Below are 22473 nucleotides of genomic sequence, written 5' to 3'. Positions count from 1 at the left end.
GTAGTCATAGTTAGCTTAGAATTTTATTAAAGGATGTTTAAAATTAATGAATTAACCTTTTAATAGCATTACCTTTGTCAAAATCATTAAAAATACCAACTTTTGACGGCAGAAATTATCACAATTGGCGACGAAATTCTCATAGGCCAGACTATTGATACCAATTCGGCATTTATTGCAAAAGAATTTAATAAAATTGGTATTTCAATTTTCCAGATTACCACGGTTCAAGACGATAAGGAACATATATTAAAAGCATTAAAAGAAGCAGAAGATAATGCCGATATTGTTATTATTACCGGAGGCCTAGGACCAACTAAAGACGATATTACTAAGCGCACTTTATGTGAATATTTTAATGATGTTCTAGTGGAGGATAAGGCCGTCCTACAAAATGTAGAATACTTATTCTCAAAATATATAAAAACACCAATTTCAGATATTAATAGGCATCAGGCTTTGGTACCTTCCAAATGCAAAGTACTAATGAACAGATATGGCACTGCACCAGGCATGTGGATGGAGAAAAATGGAAGGGTATTTGTTTCTCTTCCTGGAGTACCTTATGAGATGAAGGCATTGATAGAGAATGAGGTCATTCCGTTATTGAGAAAAACCTATAGTTTTCCATATATAAAGCATAAGACACTACTAACTTATGGCTTAGGAGAAAGTGCTATAGCAGGCAGAATTGAAGATTTTGAGGATAGTTTACCAGACTTTATAAAATTGGCCTATTTACCAAGTTTAGGACGCGTAAAATTACGTTTGTCTGCTAAATCCATGGATGAAAAATTGGTTGAATATGAAATGGAAAAACAGGTGGATAAACTTATTCCCTTAGTAGAGGATATTTTTGTTGGTTTTGAAGATGATATGTCTATTGAGCAAATAATTGGCTCGCGATTAACTGATGTCGGTGAAACACTGTCCATTGCAGAAAGTTGTACGGGAGGGAGAATTGCCCAAGCTTTCACAGCTAATTCAGGCGCATCTCAATACTTTAAGGGTAGTTTAGTTACCTATGCAACCGAAGCTAAAATCAATGTTTTAAAACTTTCCGAAGAAGAAATAGAACAGAATTCCGTTGTAAGCCGTCAGGTTGCTGAAGCTATGGCCAATAATGTACGGAAACTTTTTAATACAGATTATGGATTAAGTACGACAGGAAACGCTGGCCCAACTAAAGGTGATTCTCATGCTGAAGTCGGTACAGTTTGGATTGCTATTGCAACTAAAGACAAGGTCATATCTAAGGTTTTTAATTTTAGTAATCATAGGGAGAAAGTAATAATGAAGGCAACCAACAAAGCCTTTGAAATGTTGCTCAAAGAAATTTCAAAAAAGTAACACTTTATGTTTGTTGAAACGTAAAGATTTACTAAATTTGCACCCTGTTAAAAATTAACGTACCTAAAGAAAGAATACAATGTCAAGAGTTTGTGAACTTACCGGGAAGAAAGCAATGGTTGGGAACAACGTATCTCACGCCATGAATAAAACAAAACGCAAGTTTAACGCAAACTTGATTAAGAAGCGTTTTTATATTCCTGAAGAAGACAAATGGGTAACACTCAAAGTATCTACTTCAGCTTTAAAAACTATAAACAAAATTGGTATTTCTGCTGCAATTAAAGAAGCAAGGGCAAAAGGTTTTTATAAATAATAGCAAACGCTAAAGTCAATAACCATGGCAAAAAAAGGAAATAGAATACAAGTAATCTTAGAGTGCACGGAGCACAAGGCTTCTGGTATGCCAGGAACTTCAAGATATATTACAACAAAAAATAAAAAGAATACGCCAGACAGAATGGAGATTAAAAAATTCAATCCAATTTTAAAGCGTATGACAGTTCACAAAGAGATAAAATAATTGAATCATGGCAAAGAAATCAGTAGCAACCTTACAGACAGGATCTAAGCGTTTGACAAAAGCTATAAAAATGGTAAAATCACCTAAGACTGGTGCTTACATGTTTGTAGAATCGGTTATGGCACCAGAACTAGTCAACGACTTTTTGAACAAGAAATAATTCGTTTTTAAAATATAGATTCATAAAACTGCTTTCGTTTGAAAGCAGTTTTTTTATGGCTATATTTGATCGCATCATGACAACTTTGCATTTATACCACAAAGGCAAGGTTGTTGCTATTTAATCAGCAAATTGATATTTAATGAGTTTATTTAAAAAAATATTTTCTTCTGAAAAGAAGGAAACACTGGATAAAGGGCTTGAAAAATCCAAAACATCATTCTTTACTAAGTTAAATAAGGCAGTAGCAGGTAAATCTAAAGTAGATGATGATGTTTTAGATAATCTTGAAGAAGTGCTAGTAACGAGTGATGTAGGTGTTGATACAACTTTGAAGGTAATCGAGCGCATTGAGGAGCGTGTAGCGCGTGATAAATATTTAGGCACTTCAGAATTAAATCAAATTCTTAGAGAAGAAATTGCATCATTGCTGTCTGAAACCAATGTTGGTGAGGCAACGGAATTTTCGGTACCTCAAGATAAAAGACCTTTTGTTATTATGGTCGTTGGTGTAAATGGTGTTGGTAAAACTACGACCATTGGTAAATTGGCGTACCAATTCAAAAAACAAGGACTTAAAGTAGTACTTGGTGCCGCAGATACTTTTAGAGCTGCTGCTATAGATCAATTACAAGTTTGGGCAGATAGAGTAGAGGTTCCTATAGTAAAACAACAAATGGGAAGTGATCCTGCTTCGGTAGCTTTTGATACATTGCAAAGTGCAGTTAACCAAGATGCAGATGTGGTAATTATTGATACTGCTGGTAGGCTACACAATAAGGTTAATCTTATGAATGAACTTACAAAAGTGAAACGGGTTATGCAAAAGGTTGTAGGTGAAGCGCCTCACGATGTACTTTTGGTACTTGATGGTTCAACTGGTCAAAATGCGTTTGAACAAGCTAAGCAGTTTACCGCTGCAACTGAAGTTACCTCATTAGCCGTTACTAAATTAGATGGCACGGCAAAAGGCGGTGTTGTTATAGGTATTAGTGATCAGTTTAAAGTTCCTGTAAAATATATTGGTGTGGGAGAGGGAATAGAGGATTTACAGGTTTTTAATAAGTTCGAATTTGTAGATTCCTTTTTTAAGTAGGCAAAGAAAATAAATATTGAAACCTGATTTACTCATGGCTTTTGAGTTTTTTTACTTTTCACTAAACGGCCTTTAATTCTAATTTTTATGAAAAAATCAACTATGCGAATTACCATACTTTTTTTGTTTCTATTTGCTTTTACTTCTTGTAAGAATGATAAAAATTCTGATCAATCTAAAACCGAGGCGTCTCAAGTCAATGACAATTCAGAATCTAAAGAAGAGGATTTAGACCTAAAAGCTATTTCTACTAAAGATTTCACTGAGTTTAAGGTTTTGGATTCCAAGATTATTACCAAAAAAGAAATCTGGGAAAGCATTAATCCTCAATTAGAAGATTTTTCAGAGGAAAATTATGATCGTTTAAAGCCCCTCATATTAGAACAAGATATTCCTAGTCTTCAAAAGCATATTTATGAAGGTAAATTTAACTATGAAGAACTGACCAAGTTTTATTTGTATAGAATTAGAAAATACAATAGAGAAAATCCGCTTTCGCTTAATTCAGTTATTTCTGTTAACCCTAAAGCAATTGAAAAAGCCAAACAACTCGATAATGAAAAAAGTCTAAAGGCTCATCCCATTTACGGCATGCCTATCTTGTTAAAAGATAACATAAATGCTTCTGGTATGGCAACTACGGCAGGAGCTGTAGCGTTGCAAGATAATCTAACCGAAGATGCTTTTATTGTTGAAAAACTTAAAGATAAAGGTGCCATAATTCTTGGTAAGGCAAATTTGAGTGAATGGGCATACTTTTTCTGCGGAGACTGCCCAAGTGGATATAGTGCAATAGGAGGACAGACCTTAAATCCTTATGGTAGACGTATTTTTGATACGGGAGGTTCAAGTTCGGGAAGTGGTGTTTCGGTATCGGTCAATTTTGCGGCTGTAACCTTGGGAAGCGAGACTTCAGGATCAATACTATCACCAGCGAGTCAAAATTCAGCCGTAGGATTAAAACCAACCATAGGATTGGTAAGTCGTTCAGGTATTGTACCCATCTCATCAACTTTAGATACAGCAGGTCCAATTACACGCACTGTTATTGATAATGCTATTGTATTAGATGCCATTTTTGGAGAAGATAAAGCGGATGGCAAATCTTTTATGATGATGTGGGAACCTGGATTTTACACTAAGAATTTAACAGAGGGTAGTATTGAAGGAAAACGATTTGGAGCTCCAAAACGATTGATGGAAGATACGTTATTTGTAAATGCTTTAGAAGTTTTGAAAGCGCAGGGTGCTGAAATTGTAGAAATTGAGGAAGAAGAACTTGGACTTCCTAACTTTTTACGTCTTTTAAATCTTGATATGAAAAAAGATTTACCAGCCTACATGGAGAACTATGCCAATACGGATATTGAACTTAGAACTGTAGCAGATATGATGGCATTTAACCTTAAGGATTCAGCTAATACAATGCCTTATGGGCAAAAGTTATTCAAGGGTATTGTTGAAGATGAAGGCGATGCTATTTTTCTAGAAAAAATAATCGATACCTTGCAGACCAACGGAAAGCAATATTTTGATGTCCCTATGGAAGAACACAATCTCGATGGGTTTTTATCCATAAATAACTATCATGCTGGTTTTGCTGCAGTGGCTGAATATCCTGCTATTACGGTTCCTATGGGTTACACTGAAGAAGGTAAACCAAAAGGACTTACCTTTATTGGAAAACGACTTCAAGAAAAGTTGTTGTTGGAATGGGCATATATTTACGAACAAGCTTCAAAAGCAAGAAAAGCTCCAGAAAACTACAATTAGTCAATAAATGCACTGAGCTTTTCCCAAAGTAGGTTGTCGTAACCTGAGGGCCCAAGTTGTCCCTCTCCACCATTGTCTCCTAGTCTTATAATAACTAGATTTCGACTTGGAACCACATATAATTTCTGGTCATTGGCGCCTAGTCCTGCGATTAAATCATTAGGTGCATTAGGGATAAGTTTACCAGTGAAATTTTCTGTAGAACCTGGCAAACGGTAAGACTCTTTGCCGTTGAGCCACCATAAATAACCATAGGCTTTGTTCAAATTTTGTGAAGTGTTAACCATAGCTTGAAAATAGTTCGTATCATTAAGTATTACCTCATTATTCCAAGTACCATTATTCAAACACAATAATCCAAATCGTGCCATACTACGTGCATCACTTCTGTAAATATTATTGTAGCCATTTTGCAACCAAAATCCACGCATGCCAATTTTGTCTCTGATTTTTTCGGCAAAATAATCTTCAAAATCCATAGCAACAGCTCCAGTTATGACATTATCCAGTAACGTATAAGGAGCATTATGATAATACCAGAATTCTCCGGGTTCATTTAAATAAAAAAGACAATCAGGGTCAGTACAAAACTGATTAAAGAAATCTGTAAAGTCTAAACCTGTTGTCATGGTTAAGTGATGAATTACTTTGATGTTAATTTCCTGCTCCGTTGTTAGACTAGACCAACCACTTCCTAAGTAATTTAACGATGAATCTTCCAAATCTAAATATCCTTCTTCTTGAGCTATACCAAGTGTCAATGCTGTAAGTGTTTTACCAGCTGAAGCCCAGTACCAAATATCATTTTGAGAGAAGTTGTTCATGTACCATTCTATCACAATTTTACCGTCTTTCAATATTAAGAAAGCGTTGGTATCAGAAGCTTCAAGAAAATTATAAAGTGCTTGTTCTTCAGAAATATTCCAATCCAGACTTTCAACTGTAAGGGTTTCCCACTCCTCAGAATCTGTTGGTGGAAAGTATAGTTCTTCGTTTACGGATGGATTTCCAGTATTTGAGTCATCTGATGAGCATGACAAACTGATTATGATGGTCATAATGATTAGAACTAATCTCATGTTTTTCATATTTCGATTTTCGAATTAAGACTTTTAAATATACTAAAGGTTTAATTTACATTGTATCTTTGCCAACTGATTCATAAACTGATGAGAACAAAGACGCTAAAGAAAAATAGAATCAATGTTGTAACCCTTGGCTGTAGTAAAAACGTTTACGACAGTGAAGTGTTAATGGGACAACTTAAAGCGAGCGGTAAGGATGTGGTCCACGAGCAAGAAGGTAATGTGGTGGTGATTAACACTTGCGGCTTTATCAATAACGCTAAAGAGGAAAGTATTAATACGATTCTTGAGTTTATGCAAAAGAAAGAAGCTGGAGAGGTTGACAAGGTGTTTGTTACTGGTTGCCTCAGTGAGCGCTATAAACCAGATTTGCAAAAGGAAATACCAAACGTAGATCAATATTTCGGTACAACTGAACTTCCAAGTTTGCTTAAGGCTCTTGGAGCGGATTATAAACACGAGTTAATAGGTGAACGCTTAACCACAACTCCTAAAAATTATGCATATTTAAAAATAGCCGAAGGTTGTGATAGACCATGTAGCTTTTGTGCCATTCCGTTAATGCGAGGTAAGCATAAAAGTACACCAATTGAAAAGTTGGTTACTGAGGCTGAGAAATTGGCTGCCAATGGTGTTAAGGAGCTTATTTTAATTGCTCAAGATTTGACCTATTATGGACTAGATCTTTATAAGAAACGCAATTTGGCTGAACTATTAGAGCAATTGGTAAAGGTTGAAGGGATTGATTGGATTCGCTTGCATTATGCATTTCCAACAGGTTTTCCTATGAATGTTTTGGAGGTTATGAAGAGAGAACCAAAAATCTGTAATTATCTTGATATTCCATTACAGCACATATCAGATGCTATTTTAAAGAGTATGCGCAGAGGTACTACCAAGGAGAAAACTACAAAACTATTGAAGGAATTTAGAGTTGCCGTACCAGAAATGGCGATTAGAACTACCTTAATAGTGGGTTATCCTGGTGAGACGGAAGAAGATTTCCAAACCTTGAAAGAATGGGTTGCAGCCATGCGTTTTGAGCGTTTGGGTTGTTTTACCTATTCACACGAAGAAAACACCCATGCCTATAATTTAGAAGATGATGTTCCTGAGGACGTGAAAATGCAACGCGCTAATGAGATCATGGAAATACAATCACAAATTTCTTGGGAGTTGAATCAAGCTAAAATAGGGCAGGAGTTTAAAGTAGTTATTGACCGTAAAGAAGGCAATTATTTCGTGGGACGTACCGAATTTGATTCACCAGACGTAGATAACGAAGTTTTAATTAATGCATCAAATACTTACTTGAAAACAGGAGAATTTACCAGAGTTAAAATTATTGATGCTGAAGATTTTGATCTCTATGCAGAAGTCGTTTAGATTTTAAAATGAATTAAATCACCTTTAATTTCAAATGGGTGGAAACGTGCAAAAAGTTCTTCTGAGTACCAACCCAATTCACGTGTTTTTTTTACCATATCTGCATGCTTTTTATTTTTATATGCATAGCTCATCATATCATCTCCATTGTTCCACAATGAAAATGTTGCCTGCATAAATATGGGCCATTCACCAATACCTTTTGAAAATATTAAACCTTTATGACCATCCATAGATTTTGAAACAGATGGAACGTATTTCCAAAACTTATGAGTGAGTTTTGGTTTTATCGTGGCCCTTGTAATTACACCTAAAGGTTTATTAGCATTATATTCAGTAGATTTCACAAATGGTTCTTCATCGCTCCATTTACCATGTGCTTTCACACCATGCATTAAGATATGGCTAAAGGCTTTTGCAGTATTGGTATATTCTTGAACTATTTTTGATTCCAAATAGTTTGTTGCATCAGCTTCTGATTTAAATACAGTAAGTAGTCCGAAAGTCGAAAAATCTGGCCAGATAGAAAATCCATTGCCACTGCCACTACCAAAAGATTTCCAAAAGGTTAGACCATCAATTGAAGCATTTAGTAAGGGCGGTCTTCCCATACGACCTAAGGCATCCCATTTGTGGCGAATACCTTTGTATTTAAAAAAGGAGATGACCGTTGTTTGTGGCATTAATTCTTTTCCGTTGCTTTTTACAAAGATAACGCCTACAGGATGGTATTTAAGTTATAAAAAAACTAAAATGTGACCTTTTTGAAAAGAAGGGTCTTAATTATAAATGGTGTAATACACTAATTATGAGAAATTCAGAAAAAAAGAATCAAACAAAGATAGTATTGCTTTCAATCTACACAATTATAAGTGTGTTTATTTGGAACATGTTACTGTAAACTACCTACTACTTGGATGGTTAACTATTTACGTAATTAAAACTACGTTTCAAATATTTTACCATCAGCCCTAAAGCCTCCCAAAACGACTCTGGAATCCAGCCATTGTCTCTCACTTATTGGAGTCTATGAATAAAAGTGACCAGTTTCGCAATCTTCCATAAACTTGACCGCTTTTTCTTTAAGTGATCTAAAGCCAATAAAAGTTGCCTTCCTTATTTATGATTAGACATGCTGATCTACTAGAATGGCATTTCCATCAGGATCTAGTATCACAAAACTTGCTGGACCAGAATCTGGCGCATCAATTTCGCTAGCGAAGGTAACATTTTTTGATTTTAAATGTTTTTGAATTTCTCTGACGTCGTCAAAATTGTCTAGGGTATTTGCATCTTGATCCCAACCTGGATTAAAGGTGAGGATATTATTTTCGAACATACCCTGAAATAAACCAATCAGTGTTGATTCTTTTTTCATTATGAGATAATTACTTTTTAAATCTCCAGCAAAAACAGAAAATCCCAAGTCTTCATAAAAGGATTTCGAAGCCTTTAAATTTTTCACGGCAAGACTAACAGAAAAAGCACCTAGTTTCATTTTAATTGATTTTAATTAGTACTTAAAGTTAATAAAATCAAATAAATAGAGTCAAGTAGAATCTTTAATTCTCCAAATTCAACAAAATAGGTTTGCCAAATCCGAGTGCTTCTAATCTATCTAATTGTGTCGCTGCATCACCAACAATTAAATAAATCATTTGATTTGGTTTTATGTATTTTTCAATAAGTGACTTTACATCGTCTACAGTCATATTTTTTACCAATGACTCACGCTGTTTTGCATAATCATCTTGTAATCCATAATTGCTAATATTGGTTAGCATGTTTAGTTTAGCACCTAAAGTTTCAAATGCTCTCGCTGTACTCTTAATGGTATAGCCCTTGGTCACCTCAAGATCTTCATCTTTGTAGTTTTTACCGTAGTCTTCAAGTATCTGTTTAACTAGACTAGCAGATTCATAAGTTACATTTGTCCTAACGCCACTGCTTATAGAAAACTCACCAGTGTAATTTGATCCTGAAAATCTAGAACGAATACCGTAGGTATAGCCTTTTCCTTCCCGCAGTTGTTGTGTAAGTTGCGATGCAAATCCGCCTCCTCCTAAACGATAATTCATAACGGTAGAAGCATAGAAATCTTTATCAGTGGCCTTTAAAGATGGATAACCAAAACGGATAACAGATTGTTTTGCGCCAGGCATATCATAGAAATACACCTGTGAAGTCTCAGGTATTAATGGCAGAGGTAATTCTGGTATGTCAACCTGTTTTGATTCCCATTGACTATTTAGTGTATGTAATGAGGCCATTACTTGAGATTTTGAAATGGCACCCACCACGTGCATTAGCACTAATTGAGGTGTAAGGTTTTTATTGTAATAATCTTGAAGATCTATCATTGAAATTAATTCAACCGATTCTTCGGTACCACTATTACTGTTAGCCAGGATGTTATTACCACCATAAAGCAGTTTTGCAAATTCATTAGATGCAATACTATTAGGATTACCCTTACGTCTTTTAATACTGCTCTTGGTACTTGCTTTAAGAAGCTCAAATTCATTCTCATCCCAACGCGGTTCTAAAAGAATTTCATTTACCAAAGCCATAGTTGCATCAAAATGCTTAGAAAGTGTGTTGCCTGAAATGATAATATTAGTATCTGTAGCATAGGCATTTATACTAGCACCTAAACTTTGAATGGCATTTTCTAGTTCTTCAGGTGTTTTGTTTTTAGTACCTTTAGTAAGCATGTTTGCTAAAAGATTTGAAACACCAATTTTTTCTTTATTTTCCAATAATAAACCACCTTCAATCTGCAATTCAAACTGTACTAAAGGAACTTCGTAATTCTCAATTCCAAATACCTTAATACCTGAATCTAGATTCTCCTTCCAGACTTCTGGAATATTTAATTCTGGACTTTCTCCATAAGGCGGTTCCATACTACGATCAAAACTGCTTGGCGTTTTTTCGTAAGAAGCTGCAACACTGGTGTCAAATGTCTCTTCGGCACCTTGAACTATCTTCTCCTCTACGACATTTGCTAGTATTGAATTGTCTAATACCAGATCAATTTGACCTTTAGGCACAAAACTTGTTGCGACATAGTTTTTGTCTTTGATATATTTATTATAAACATTCATAACATCCTCTGGTGTAACAGCCAAGATGTTTTTTACGTCTTGATTTATAAATGCTGGATCACCTGCAAAAATCTCATATTGCGCGAGTTGAAAGCCTTTACCGAGCACACTAGATAATCCATTATAAAAATCGGTTTCTTGGCCAGCTTTAATTTTATTAAGATCAGTTTCAGAAATTCCGTTTAATTCAAAGTCTTTAAAACCATCGTTTATAGCATTAGCCACTACGTTTAAATCGGTTTGGTTAAATGCGGTAACTGATAACATTATTTGTCCAGCTATTTCAGAATTGTATTGATAGAAACCTACATTATCCGTCAGTTTCTCCTGATCAATCAATATTTTATTAAGTGGTGCTTTTTTGCCTTTAGATAAGTACTCAATCAACACGCTCAAAGCATATGAATCTTCGTGATATTGGGGAACGCCTGGCCATGTCATGGATAATCGTGGCAATCTTGCAAAGTTATCTTCATAAAACAGTCGCTTTGAAGATTTTAGAATAACAGGTTGCTTTTCAATTTCTGGAATGTCTTCACCACGAGGTATTTCATCAAAATATTTTTTAACCCATTTCTTGGTTTGTGCTACATCCAAATCTCCAGCAATTGTAAGTGTAACATTATTTGGAACATACCAACGATTGTAAAATTCCTTGACATCATTTAAAGTAGCATTTTGAAGGTCCTCCAAGGAACCAATGACTTCCCAACTGTATGGATGGCCCTCTGGATATAAATTAGTATTTATCACATACGAGTTATGTCCATAAGGTTGATTGTCTACGCGTTGCCGTTTTTCGTTTTTTACGACTTGTTTCTCTTTTGCTAACACAGGTTCTGTTACTGTATTGATGAAAAAACCTAGTTTATCAGCTTCAGCCCAAATCATTTTTTCCAAGGCATCTTTGGGAACAGTTTGAAAGTAGTTTGTGCGATCTCTACTCGTTGAGCCATTTGCGCCAGAGCCACCAATTCTTGCACTCATTTGATCCAGACCACCTTTGCCTAAATTCTCTGATTCTAGAAACAATAAATGTTCAAACAAATGCGCAAACCCAGTACGTCCTTCTTTCTCCCTAGCAGAGCCAACATGTGCAGTGAGTGCTACAGCAACTACAGGATCTGATTTGTCTACATGCAATATAACCTGAAGTCCATTATCTAAAGTAAATTTTTCAAAATCAACTTTAAATTCAGTTGATTCTTTCGTTTCATTTTGCTGGCAAGCTGTTAAAAATGTAATACAACTAAAAACAAAGATTAAGGATTTTAAAGTTTTCATATTTTGGGTTTGATTGATATTTAAAATTCAAAAGCATTTATGTTTACAAAGAAAATGGAATTTACAAAAAAGAGTTTACCGTTATCCCAGAAATTCCTGAACAGTACATTATCTACAAAGTATATGATACTTCCATTGCCTTTGCGTTCTTCACCAAAAACTAAAGTATTTCGTAGTTTTTCAATTGTGTTTTTACCTGCAAATCCTGAAAATACTTTTGGTTCACTTATGTGTGCAATATTGAAACCACCATCAAGCAAATCATAGGTAGAGCTATTCAATTTTAATGTAAAATAGTGTTTGTTGTAACCAAATGCCAAAGGGTGCGTATTGTCTACCTTAGCCTTAAATATAGCTCCAGTTATCATATTATTCGTGTATTGACGCTCTCGATCTGCATATGGAATGAGGTTATTGTCCTCTCCCAAACTTTCTGAAACTTTGTATTTTAGGCTAAAACCTTCTTTTCCAGCCATGCTGCGCAAGGCACCATCAATTGCAATTAACGTGCCACCTGATTTTACCCAGTCATTAATTTTGCTAAAGTTGGATTCATTCAAAACCCTTCCATAATAGCCATTAGGTAAAATAAGAACATTGAATTTATCAAGATTTGTACGTCCTAAATCATCCGTATTAATAGAGGTCAATGGATACTCTAATTGATTTTCAAAAAAGTTCCAAATTTCACCATAATTCAAAGAAGAGGTACCATCACCAGATAATACAGCTACTTTTTGTTTATTGATTAGTTTAATATCTGGCGAACCAATATCTGGTGTGTTTTGTGAAAACCCAGAGAAGAAAGGTGTAAGTTCTTGACCATGATTCTTCATTATCTCGTTTAATAAAGTTGTGAAGTTCTCTAAGTGCTTATTGTCACCCTTGGTAATAATTAATGAACCACGTTCAAAATTTGTTCCGTTTGTGTTTAAAGGCTTTTCAGTAAATCTTACTTTAATATTGTTTTTTAATAGTGAAGCTAGGAACTTTGCGTCTTCCATAGAGTTCCACTTACTAATATATCCATAAGCCTCCGCAAGTGATACGTCTACCTTATTTTCAGATATAATCTCACTGTTCACTTTAGTAGTTGTAGCTATCCCTTGTAATCCATAAGCATATGGTAATGACCAAGCGGTGATGTCATAAGTTAGTGAATCAACCAATTTAGTATTTGGTTCAAATAAGACCTTTACCATTTTACCCTTTGGTTGATCGGAATGGACAACTAAATCCTCGTCAGAAAGCGACATGTTAGATTGTCTTCCTAAGGTATAATCATAACCAGAAACACGCGTACCTATTGGGCGCTCATATGTTATTTCGTGTTTATCCAATAAGGTCTTGAGTCTGTCCAATTTATCAGATTCCCCTTTGAGTACGTAGCTTTTGTATTTCAAATCCTCATTTTTGAAAAACTTCGAAAATTCTGTATTAAGCTTATTTGCATTAAAGGAGGCAATTTCTACGGTAGATAAACTTGTAGTGGTATGGTGTGTTAATCGTTCAATTAACGTTAAAACATGTCCTTCATCATTCAAAACACCTAAGCCAGCCATGCCATGACCTCCTTGTTCATAAGTCATTCCAATTGCTCCCATAAAAGTTGGATAGGTGTCGCCATAGCTTGGATAGAGTAAATCAAAGCGTTCACGTGTAAAAAACAGCCAACCATTAGCATCAAAATATTTTGCATGATTTTTTCCAATTTCAGTTTGGAACTCGCGTTGCCAATCTGTGATAATTTCGTGATAAGGTTCAGCTGCTGGAGCGAAATAATAAGGTTCATTCATGCCTTGTTCATGAAAATCGACATGAATATGAGGCATCCATTTGTTATATACTTTTAAACGATTTTGAGTTTCAATTTGGGTGGCCCAAACCCAATCTCTATTTAAATCAAAAAGATAATGATTTGCACGCCCTCCAGGCCATGGTTCATTATGCTCACTAGCTTGTCTGTCTATATCGTATGGTTTACTTGCGGTTTCATTATACCAATTTACATATCGGTCCCTGCCATCTGGATTTACACAAGGATCAATTATCACGATAGTATTTTCCAATAATTGGTTTTTCTCCGTAAGCAATTTGTATAGTGTGAGCATGGCGGCTTCTGAACTTGAGGCCTCATTACCATGAACGTTGTAACTCAACCAAACTATGGCTACGTCATTCTTGTTTGCTGTACCCCTTAATAAATCCGCTTGCCTAAGGTTGTTTTCTCTAATAGCATTCAGATTTTTAAGATTTTGTTCACTAGAAACAAATGCCAAAAAAAGAGGACGTCTTTCATTGGTTTCTCCATATTGTTCTAGTTTTACTTGAGAGGGAATGGCATTGGCCACATGTTTAAAATAATCAATAACCTGATGATGTCGGCTAAATTGAGTTCCGATTTCATAGCCAAGAAAATCAGTTGGTGTTTGTAAGGATTGTGAATTTATTAAAGAAAAAGAACTCAGCGCAATGAGTAACTGGCAAATAAATTGGCGCATAATTTAGTTGGATTTATATCAAAACCAGTAAATATAAATACTGTAATTTAGAATATTTGATTTGTGATTTTGAATTAACTAAAAATTAGCAGTTGCAAAATCCAAGAGCCTTATATTTATGGCATAATTATTTATTGTATGCCAACTAACTACATACCCTTTAGGGAAACCAACTATTTCTCTAAGTTTATTTGTGATTATGTGGAAGAAAAACCAGAATTGGCTCAGTTTTACAATCGCTTCCCAACTCTCAACAACTTCAAGAATCAGATTAAGGAGAAACAAGGCAATTACAATCAAGATAACAGAAAAGTTTTGGTTGATGTTCTATATAAGCAATACGGTGCTTTAGATACCTCAAAGGCAACAAGAAAAAACATAGCATCCTTGTTAGATAAGGACACATTTACTATAACTACAGGACATCAGCTGAATTTATTTACCGGTCCACTGTATTTTCTATATAAGATTATTTCTACAATTAATCTATGTAAAGAATTATCAAAAGCTTATCCCAACAAAAACTTTGTTCCTGTTTTTTGGATGGCTTCAGAGGACCACGATTTTGCCGAAATTAATTATTTTAATTTTAAGGGGAAAAAGATACAATGGAACAGTCAACAATCAGGCGCTGTTGGACGATTTAAAACAGAAGGCTTAGACGAGGTTTTTAAAGTTATAAAGGCAGAATTTGGATCTGGAAAACACGCAGAACAACTAAGTGGTTGGTTTTCAAAAGCATATCTTAAACACAATAATCTGGCAGACGCAACCAGATACATAGCAAATGCCTTATTTAGTGAATACGGGCTTGTAATAATTGATGCAGATCATTCGGATTTAAAAAGACTTTATATTCCACAAATGAAGGCTGAAATTCTGAAAAATTTGGCCTTTAAAAATGTCTCAAATACAAATTCTGAATTAGAAAAACTCAATCTAAAAATACAGGTTAACCCAAGAGAGATAAATCTTTTTTATATCAAAGGCAATGTACGTGAACGCATAATTGAAATAGACGGATTTTATTCAGTAATAAATACAGACCTAAAATGGAGCAAAACCGAATTACTAGATGAGCTTAACACATTTCCTGAGCGTTTTTCTCCAAATGTAATTTTGAGACCACTATATCAAGAAGTGATATTACCCAATCTTTGCTACATAGGCGGAGGAGGCGAAATGATTTATTGGCTACAATTAAAATCTAATTTTAAGGCTAACAATGTGGTATTTCCCTTGTTGTTATTAAGAAATTCGGTATTAATAAAAATGACTAAACAAGCTGACAAATTAAATAGGCTTAATATTTCAGACTTAGATTTATTTCTTGATCGAAATACTTATATTAATAAACGCGTTCGAACAATTTCAAATATTGACATTGATTTTTCAGATCAAATAAAGCATTTAGAAAAACAGTTTGAGGCGTTGCACAACCTTGCCCAACAAACCGATAAATCGTTTTTAGGAGCAGTAAAAGCTCAAGAAATGAAGCAAACAAAAGGCTTAAAACATCTAGAAAAGCGATTGTTGAAAGCTCAAAAGCGTAAATTAAAAGATCAAATTGAGCGTTGTACGGATTTGCAAGAACAATTGTTCCCCAATCAAAGTCTTCAGGAACGCAACTTGAACTTTTCAGAATTATATCTTGAATTTGGTTCGAGGCTTATTCCCAACCTAGTAAAAACTTTAGAGCCTTTAAAGAGTGAATTTATTGTGTTAACAATTTGAGGTAAATTTTATTAACACGTCTTTTAATATGATTTGCAATTATTACTTTTGCACATGCAACATAATAAAGTCCTTATTTTAGATTTCGGTTCGCAATATACACAGCTTATAGCGCGCCGTGTTAGAGAATTAAACATCTACTGCGAAATCCACCCTTTTAACAAAATTCCAACTGAAATTGATTCCTATAATGCCGTAGTGCTTTCAGGTAGTCCCGTTTCCGTCAGGTCAGAAGATGCGCTTCATCCAGATTTATCACTTATAAGAGGTAAAAAACCAATTTTAGCTGTTTGCTACGGAGCACAATATTTGGCACATTTTTCTGGTGGTGAAGTGGCAGAATCAAACACAAGAGAATACGGTAGGGCAAAACTAGCCTATATTAAGGAAGGTGAAGATTTTTTTGAAAATATCCATGAAGATAGCCAGGTGTGGATGAGCCATAGTGATACTATAAAAAAATTACCAGAAAATGGTGTTTTACTTGCTAGTACACATGATGTACAAAACGCTGCCTATAAAATTGAAGGTGAAGATATTTATGCCATACAATTTCACCCAGAAGTATACCATACCACAGATGGGCACCAATTACTGCATAACTTCTTGGTTAAAATAGCAAAAGTAAAACAAGACTGGACGCCAAGTGCCTTTGTTGAGGAAACGGTGGAGGATCTCAAAAATAAATTGGGTGATGATAAGGTTGTACTAGGTTTATCAGGTGGTGTTGATTCTTCTGTTGCGGCTATGTTATTACATAGAGCGATTGGTAAAAATTTGTATTGCATTTTTGTGAATAACGGTTTATTGCGCAAAAATGAGTTTGAAGATGTATTACATCAATATGCAGATATGGGTCTTAATGTAAAAGGTGTAGATGCTTCGGCACGCTTTTTGGATGCTTTAGCAGGAAAGAGCGACCCAGAAGAAAAACGAAAGATAATTGGTCGTGTCTTTATTGAAGTTTTTGATGATGAAGCACATCTTATAAAAAATGTTAAATGGCTTGCACAAGGGACCATATATCCAGATGTAATTGAGAGTGTTTCCGCTACCGGTGGACCAAGTGCAACTATAAAAAGCCATCATAATGTTGGTGGTTTACCAGACTTTATGAAGCTTAAAGTGGTTGAGCCTTTAAAAGCCTTATTTAAAGATGAGGTTAGGCGGGTTGGTACCTCAATGAATATGGATTCCCACTTGCTAGGAAGGCATCCATTTCCTGGACCTGGATTGGCAATTCGTATTCTTGGAGATCTAACACCAGAGAAAGTGCGTATATTACAAGAGGTAGATGCAATTTTCATTAATAACCTACGTTCTTGGAATTTATATGATAAGGTCTGGCAAGCAGGCGCAATGTTATTGCCTGTAAATAGTGTAGGTGTAATGGGAGATGAGCGTACTTACGAAAAATGTGTAGCGTTGCGTGCAGTAGAAAGCACAGATGGGATGACTGCAGATTGGGTTAATCTACCTTATGAATTTTTGCAGAAGACTTCGAATGAAATTATTAATAAAGTGAAAGGTGTAAATAGAGTTGTTTATGATATTAGCTCAAAACCACCTGCTACTATAGAATGGGAATAGATTGTGACCTTAGGTCTAAATATGTCTCTAATATCATATAGTCACGAGTATAATATGAAGAAAATTTTATCCCTCTTATTGTTTGTTTTTACAATTAGTCTTTTTGGTCAAAATTATAAGACTCACAAAGTATTGAAAGGTGAAACGATTGAAAGTATTGCAAAGCAGTACTTAGTAACACCATTTGATATTTATGCACTTAACCCAGATATTAAGTCACGCTTAAAACCAGACACCATTATAATAATCCCGGACTCTAAGGTTAAAAACGAACCTCAAAAAGAAGAATCACGCGATCTCATAGGGTATAAAAGTCATAAGGTTAAACGCAAGGAGACATTATACAGTATTTCAAAAAAATACAATGTATCTATAGAAGAAATAAAAAAAGCCAATAGATTTTTATACTCAGAAAACTTAAAAAAAGGAGATAAGCTTAGAATTCCAAAATTCAAAACAGTTATTTATAAAAAAACGTTTCGTAATACGGTTAAAAAATACGTTGTTCAACCTAAGGAAGGCAAATGGCGTATTGCATATAAATTTGGTATTACTGTTGATGAGTTAGAAGCTCTAAATCCCAATATGAAGGACGTGTTGCAACCAGGTGACGAACTTAATGTCCCTAATATCGCCAATAATGAAGAAAAGGTAATTGAGGAAGCCTTCAACTATTACGAAGTACTTCCGCAAGAGGGTTTTTACAGGCTTAAAATCAAGACAGGGTTAACTCAAGAGGAACTTGAAGAATTGAACCCAGGATTAAAGGAAATGGGGCTAAAGGCAGGTATGGTATTAAAATTACCAGCTAAACTCAATGCTGAAGCTGAGCTAACTGAGGTTGAGACTACAGCCTTGTACTCTAGACTGTCCAATTTCAAGACCAAGAAAATTGCCTTAATGTTGCCGTACCGTTTAAATAGGGTAGATACAGACTCTGTATCAGAGACTAAGGAAATGATAAAAAACAGTAGGCTTATGTCTGTCGTTTTGGATTTCCATGCAGGCGTCCTTATTGCTATGGATTCTGCGAAGCAACTAGGTATTTCTACCGATTTAAAAGTGCTGGATACACAATATCAAATTTCCAAAACCAGAGAATTATTAGAAGAAAATAGTTTCGAAGATTATGATGCTGTTATTGGACCGATGAATGCTGATTGTTTTGATAGAGTTGCCACAACATTGAGACGTGATGGTGTGCCTGTTATCGCGGCGATGACCAAACCTAAGGAGATATATTCTAACGTGTTTCAAACCATACCAGATGACAAACTTTTGCAACAAGCAATGATTGACTTTATCAAAGCAGATAGTTTGAAACGTCAAGTTGTGATCATATCAGATTTATCAAAATCGACAAGGAGTGAAATGCTCAAAAGCGAATTTCCAACAGCAAAACTTATTTATTCACGTAAAAACAGTAAAACAGGTAAAGACGGATTTTACATAAACCCTACAGATTTAGAAAATGTATTTCCAAAAGGCAGATCAATTGTCTTCTTAGAGACAGAAAGTAATGCTCTCGCCTCTAGTGTTATAAGCCTGCTTAACGGATTAAATAATGAAAATGAACAAATTGTCCTTGTAACATTAGATAAAAATAGTGCTTTTGAGGGTAAGAATATAGACAACTATCACCTGTCAAATCTTAATTTTCATTACCCATCGGTAAACAAGAATTTTGAAGATCAAAGTAATTCCTACTTTGTAAAAACTTATAGAAAACTTTATGGTGTCTCACCGAGTAAGTATGCCTCAAGAGGGTTTGATGTGACACTTGACCTTTTATTGCGTTTAGCTTCAGGAAAGGATTTGTATGAAGCATCAGCAGATGATATTGAGACGGAGTATATCGAAAATAAGTTTAGGTATAAGAAAGCAATGTTTAGTGGTTATGTTAATGAAGCATTATATATTGTTAGGTATCAAGATTTAAGAATTGTAGAAGTAGATTAATGACATCAAAAGTTATTTATCTTGGCGATTTAAGGACCAAGAGCACACATATAAAATCCAATGATACATTCCTTACGGACGCTCCTTTAGACAATAACGGTAAAGGAGAAGCGTTTTCACCAACAGATACGGTTGCAACAGGATTGGCAAGCTGTATGTTAACGGTTATGGGTATTAAAGCAAGAGACATGGGTGTAGATATGTCCGGAACGACAGCTGAGGTGACAAAAACCATGGCGAGCAATCCAAGACGGATTTCTAAAATTGAAATTGCCATAAATTTTTCATTTGATTCTGATAAAAAAACAAGAAAAATTCTTGAGCACACGGCAAATACCTGTCCTGTTCACTACAGTTTACATCCTGATATCATTAGAGATATCACCTTTAATTGGTAGTACATGCAACTAAAGCATTTTATACTTTGTTTCCTGTTTTTCCTATTGGGTCAAAACCCTGACGAGGAGACCATCACATGGAATGAGTCGCACAAACTTACTTGGGCAGATTTTAAGGGACCGATTAATCCTAGTTCAGATGCTATAGCCCTAACAGCTTCGGGAATAACATTTGGATTTTCAATTTCAACATCTGGTTCGAAAATTGTGGATTATGATACAACTGTTGAGGCACATTTTTACCCTAATAAATCTTGGTGCAATAAAAAAAAAGCCAATCAGTATATTCTTGGGCATGAACAATTGCATTTTGATATAACCGAATTATATGCACGCATATTCAGACAAAGGCTGACAAAGCTTAGGGTAAATCAGAATATAAAAAAACAATTAAAAACACTCCATAATGCTATTAATAGCGAACTCAACGAAACCCAAAAAAGATATGACGCACAAAGTGTACATTCCATAAATACAGAGGTGCAACACCAATGGCAAACTTTTATACAAGTTGAGCTCGAAAAACTCAAAGAATTTAAATCCTTTTGAATATGAAAGGCAGTAAAGAGTCGCTTATTGAGTTGGCACATTACAAAATGCCATTCGGTAAATATAAAGGTGAGTTTTTAATTGACATCCCAGAATACTATTATACTTGGTTCCTCCAAAAAGGTTTTCCAGAAGGAAAACTTGGTATGATGATGCAACAAATGCACGAGATAAAAATTAATGGCTTGGAAGATTTGATAAAGAAAGTAAAACGTGAATTTCCACGCTGAATTTTGGTTAAACAAAACATATAAACAAACCTTCAACAAATCGGCAAATACTCGTTTTATTTTGTAAATTTGCCTGCGTTTAACAGCGCAACATGACCGAAAACCCTAAGTATATTTTTGTAACAGGAGGTGTGTCTTCTTCTTTAGGAAAGGGCATTATCGCAGCTTCACTGGCTAAACTCCTGCAAGCACAAGGTTATAGAACAACCATCCAAAAGTTAGATCCTTACATTAATATAGATCCAGGAACACTAAATCCATACGAACATGGTGAATGTTATGTTACTGACGACGGTGCAGAAACGGATCTTGATCTTGGTCACTACGAACGCTTTTTAAACGTGCCCACTTCTCAGGCCAATAATGTAACCACAGGAAGAATATACCAAAGTGTAATTGATAAAGAAAGACGAGGTGAGTTTCTTGGTAAAACGGTTCAAGTCATTCCACATATTACAGATGAAATAAAGGGCCGTATCCAAATTTTAGGTAATTCTGGGGACTATGATATTGTTATTACTGAGATTGGCGGAACAGTTGGTGATATAGAATCACTTCCATACATTGAGGCTGTGCGTCAGTTACAATGGGAGCTTGGGGAGAATAATGCGTTGGTAATTCATCTTACACTTATTCCATATCTTTCTGCTGCAGGAGAGTTAAAAACAAAGCCCACGCAACATAGTGTGAAAACACTTATGGAGAGTGGTGTCCACGCAGATATTTTAGTTTGTCGTACAGAACATGAATTGAGTGAAAGCATAAAAGCAAAATTAGCGCGGTTTTGTAATGTGAGGCAAGAAGCGGTTATACAATCTATAGATGCCTCAACCATTTATGATGTTCCAAATTTAATGCTTGAGGAAGGCTTAGATAAGGTAGTCCTTGAAAAATTAAAATTGAAGAGCGTCACACCAGATTTAGATCAGTGGAACGAATTTCTAAAACGGCACAAAAACCCTAAAAGTACTGTCACTATAGGACTAATTGGGAAGTATGTAGAACTTCAAGATTCTTATAAGTCTATACTCGAAGCTTTTATTCATGCTGGAGCAGAAAATGAGGTAAACGTTAATGTAGAACCGATACATTCAGAATATCTAACACCAGGGAATATAGAATTCAAGTTGCAACACTTGGATGGTGTTCTTGTGGCTCCTGGTTTTGGCGAACGTGGACTAGAAGGGAAGATTGAAGCAGTTCATTTTGTAAGGGAAAATGACATACCTTTTTTAGGCATTTGTTTAGGTATGCAAATGGCTGTAATTGAATTTGCCAGAAATGTGGTAGGGATCAAAAATGCCAATTCTGTTGAAATGGACGAAAATGCAATGCATCCTGTAATATCCCTTATGGAATCCCAAAAAAATGTGGTTAATAAAGGCGGTACAATGCGTTTGGGTGCTTGGGACTGTAATATCGTTAAGGACAGTATTGCGTATAAGGTTTATAAGAAAGAAAACATAAAAGAAAGGCACAGGCATCGTTTTGAATTTAATAACGATTATAAGGAACAAATCGAAAAGGCTGGTATGAAGGCTACAGGTTTTAACCCTGAAACTGGATTGGTAGAAATAGTTGAAATACCAGCACATCCATGGTTTGTTGGTGTTCAGTACCATCCTGAATATAAAAGTACGGTTGCTAATCCACATCCTTTGTTTGTTGCATTTGTGAACGCTGCATTACAACATAATAAGAAAAAATAGTATCTGCCACTTTGACGTAAAGTGAAATTTGGATAGCTT

General features: G+C 35.2%; 19 protein-coding genes. 14 read left to right on the top strand and 5 right to left on the bottom strand.

Annotated features, from left to right (window positions below):
- Positions 1–102 precede the first annotated feature (102 nt).
- The 6 genes from LBU54_RS05555 (at position 103) to LBU54_RS05530 (ending at position 4902) form a co-directional block, all read left to right on the top strand.
- Positions 103–1350 (top strand): competence/damage-inducible protein A, encoded by a 1248-nt coding sequence (locus LBU54_RS05555; RefSeq protein WP_224526951.1) that lies wholly within the window; start codon positions 103–105, stop codon positions 1348–1350.
- A gap of 79 nt (positions 1351–1429) precedes the next feature.
- A complete protein-coding gene (gene rpmB, locus LBU54_RS05550) occupies positions 1430–1666 on the top strand; it encodes a 50S ribosomal protein L28 (RefSeq protein ID WP_111683792.1) in 237 nt (78 codons plus the stop codon).
- Positions 1667–1690: 24 nt separating this feature from the next.
- On the top strand, positions 1691–1873 hold the full coding sequence (gene rpmG, locus LBU54_RS05545) for a 50S ribosomal protein L33 (protein ID WP_076616981.1): 183 nt from the start codon (positions 1691–1693) through the stop codon (positions 1871–1873).
- A gap of 7 nt (positions 1874–1880) precedes the next feature.
- Positions 1881–2033 carry a DUF4295 domain-containing protein gene (locus tag LBU54_RS05540; RefSeq protein WP_224526949.1) on the top strand — a complete coding sequence of 51 codons (153 nt, stop codon included), beginning with the start codon at positions 1881–1883 and terminating at the stop codon, positions 2031–2033.
- Between the two features lie 142 nt (positions 2034–2175).
- Entirely contained in the window at positions 2176–3129 is a 954-nt protein-coding gene (gene ftsY / locus LBU54_RS05535; RefSeq protein WP_224526947.1) for a signal recognition particle-docking protein FtsY, read from the top strand.
- An 87-nt stretch (positions 3130–3216) separates the two neighbouring features.
- Positions 3217–4902 (top strand): amidase family protein, encoded by a 1686-nt coding sequence (locus LBU54_RS05530; protein ID WP_224526944.1) that lies wholly within the window; start codon positions 3217–3219, stop codon positions 4900–4902.
- Here LBU54_RS05530 and LBU54_RS05525 read toward each other — a convergent pair.
- Positions 4899–5981: a serine hydrolase domain-containing protein gene (locus LBU54_RS05525; protein ID WP_224526941.1), complete on the bottom strand. Its 1083-nt coding sequence runs from the start codon at positions 5979–5981 to the stop codon at positions 4899–4901. The genes LBU54_RS05530 and LBU54_RS05525 overlap by 4 nt on opposite strands.
- A gap of 90 nt (positions 5982–6071) precedes the next feature.
- Between LBU54_RS05525 and rimO the strand changes: the two genes are divergently transcribed.
- Entirely contained in the window at positions 6072–7373 is a 1302-nt protein-coding gene (gene rimO / locus LBU54_RS05520; protein ID WP_224526938.1) for a 30S ribosomal protein S12 methylthiotransferase RimO, read from the top strand.
- On the opposite strand, the gene LBU54_RS05515 is transcribed toward rimO, so the two are convergent.
- The 4 genes from LBU54_RS05515 to LBU54_RS05500 all read right to left on the bottom strand — a co-directional run bounded on the left by LBU54_RS05515 (position 7370) and on the right by LBU54_RS05500 (position 14265).
- Entirely contained in the window at positions 7370–8056 is a 687-nt protein-coding gene (locus LBU54_RS05515) for a hypothetical protein (RefSeq protein ID WP_224526935.1), read from the bottom strand. The two genes, rimO and LBU54_RS05515, sit on opposite strands and share 4 nt — an antisense overlap.
- 443 nt (positions 8057–8499) lie before the next feature.
- On the bottom strand, positions 8500–8871 hold the full coding sequence (locus LBU54_RS05510; protein WP_224526933.1) for a VOC family protein: 372 nt from the start codon (positions 8869–8871) through the stop codon (positions 8500–8502).
- 64 nt (positions 8872–8935) lie between these two features.
- Entirely contained in the window at positions 8936–11764 is a 2829-nt protein-coding gene (locus tag LBU54_RS05505) for a M16 family metallopeptidase (protein ID WP_224526930.1), read from the bottom strand.
- A gap of 20 nt (positions 11765–11784) precedes the next feature.
- Positions 11785–14265 carry a M14 metallopeptidase family protein gene (locus LBU54_RS05500; protein WP_224526929.1) on the bottom strand — a complete coding sequence of 827 codons (2481 nt, stop codon included), beginning with the start codon at positions 14263–14265 and terminating at the stop codon, positions 11785–11787.
- Positions 14266–14403: 138 nt separating this feature from the next.
- Between LBU54_RS05500 and bshC the strand changes: the two genes are divergently transcribed.
- From bshC to LBU54_RS05465, 7 genes are all read left to right on the top strand, one after another.
- Positions 14404–15999 (top strand): bacillithiol biosynthesis cysteine-adding enzyme BshC, encoded by a 1596-nt coding sequence (gene bshC / locus LBU54_RS05495; protein ID WP_224526926.1) that lies wholly within the window; start codon positions 14404–14406, stop codon positions 15997–15999.
- 54 nt (positions 16000–16053) lie between these two features.
- Positions 16054–17589: a glutamine-hydrolyzing GMP synthase gene (gene guaA, locus LBU54_RS05490; RefSeq protein WP_224526925.1), complete on the top strand. Its 1536-nt coding sequence runs from the start codon at positions 16054–16056 to the stop codon at positions 17587–17589.
- Positions 17590–17643: 54 nt separating this feature from the next.
- A complete protein-coding gene (locus LBU54_RS05485) occupies positions 17644–19548 on the top strand; it encodes a PBP1 and LysM peptidoglycan-binding domain-containing protein (RefSeq protein WP_224526923.1) in 1905 nt (634 codons plus the stop codon).
- Entirely contained in the window at positions 19548–19946 is a 399-nt protein-coding gene (locus LBU54_RS05480) for an OsmC family protein (RefSeq protein WP_224526920.1), read from the top strand. Before LBU54_RS05485 ends, LBU54_RS05480 begins: the two co-directional genes overlap by 1 nt.
- 3 nt (positions 19947–19949) lie before the next feature.
- Positions 19950–20495 (top strand): DUF922 domain-containing protein, encoded by a 546-nt coding sequence (locus tag LBU54_RS05475; protein ID WP_224526918.1) that lies wholly within the window; start codon positions 19950–19952, stop codon positions 20493–20495.
- A gap of 2 nt (positions 20496–20497) precedes the next feature.
- Complete coding sequence (locus LBU54_RS05470; RefSeq protein ID WP_224526915.1) at positions 20498–20725, top strand: DUF3820 family protein; 228 nt, start codon at positions 20498–20500, stop codon at positions 20723–20725.
- Positions 20726–20817: 92 nt separating this feature from the next.
- Positions 20818–22434: a CTP synthase gene (locus tag LBU54_RS05465; RefSeq protein ID WP_224526913.1), complete on the top strand. Its 1617-nt coding sequence runs from the start codon at positions 20818–20820 to the stop codon at positions 22432–22434.
- The last annotated feature ends 39 nt before the right edge of the window (positions 22435–22473 follow it).

The organism is Winogradskyella alexanderae, from assembly GCF_020166335.1.
GTDB classification, from domain to species: Bacteria; Bacteroidota; Bacteroidia; order Flavobacteriales; family Flavobacteriaceae; genus Winogradskyella; species Winogradskyella alexanderae.
Note: the sequence above shows the minus strand (reverse complement) of the source record. Positions and strands in the feature narration are given on the sequence as shown.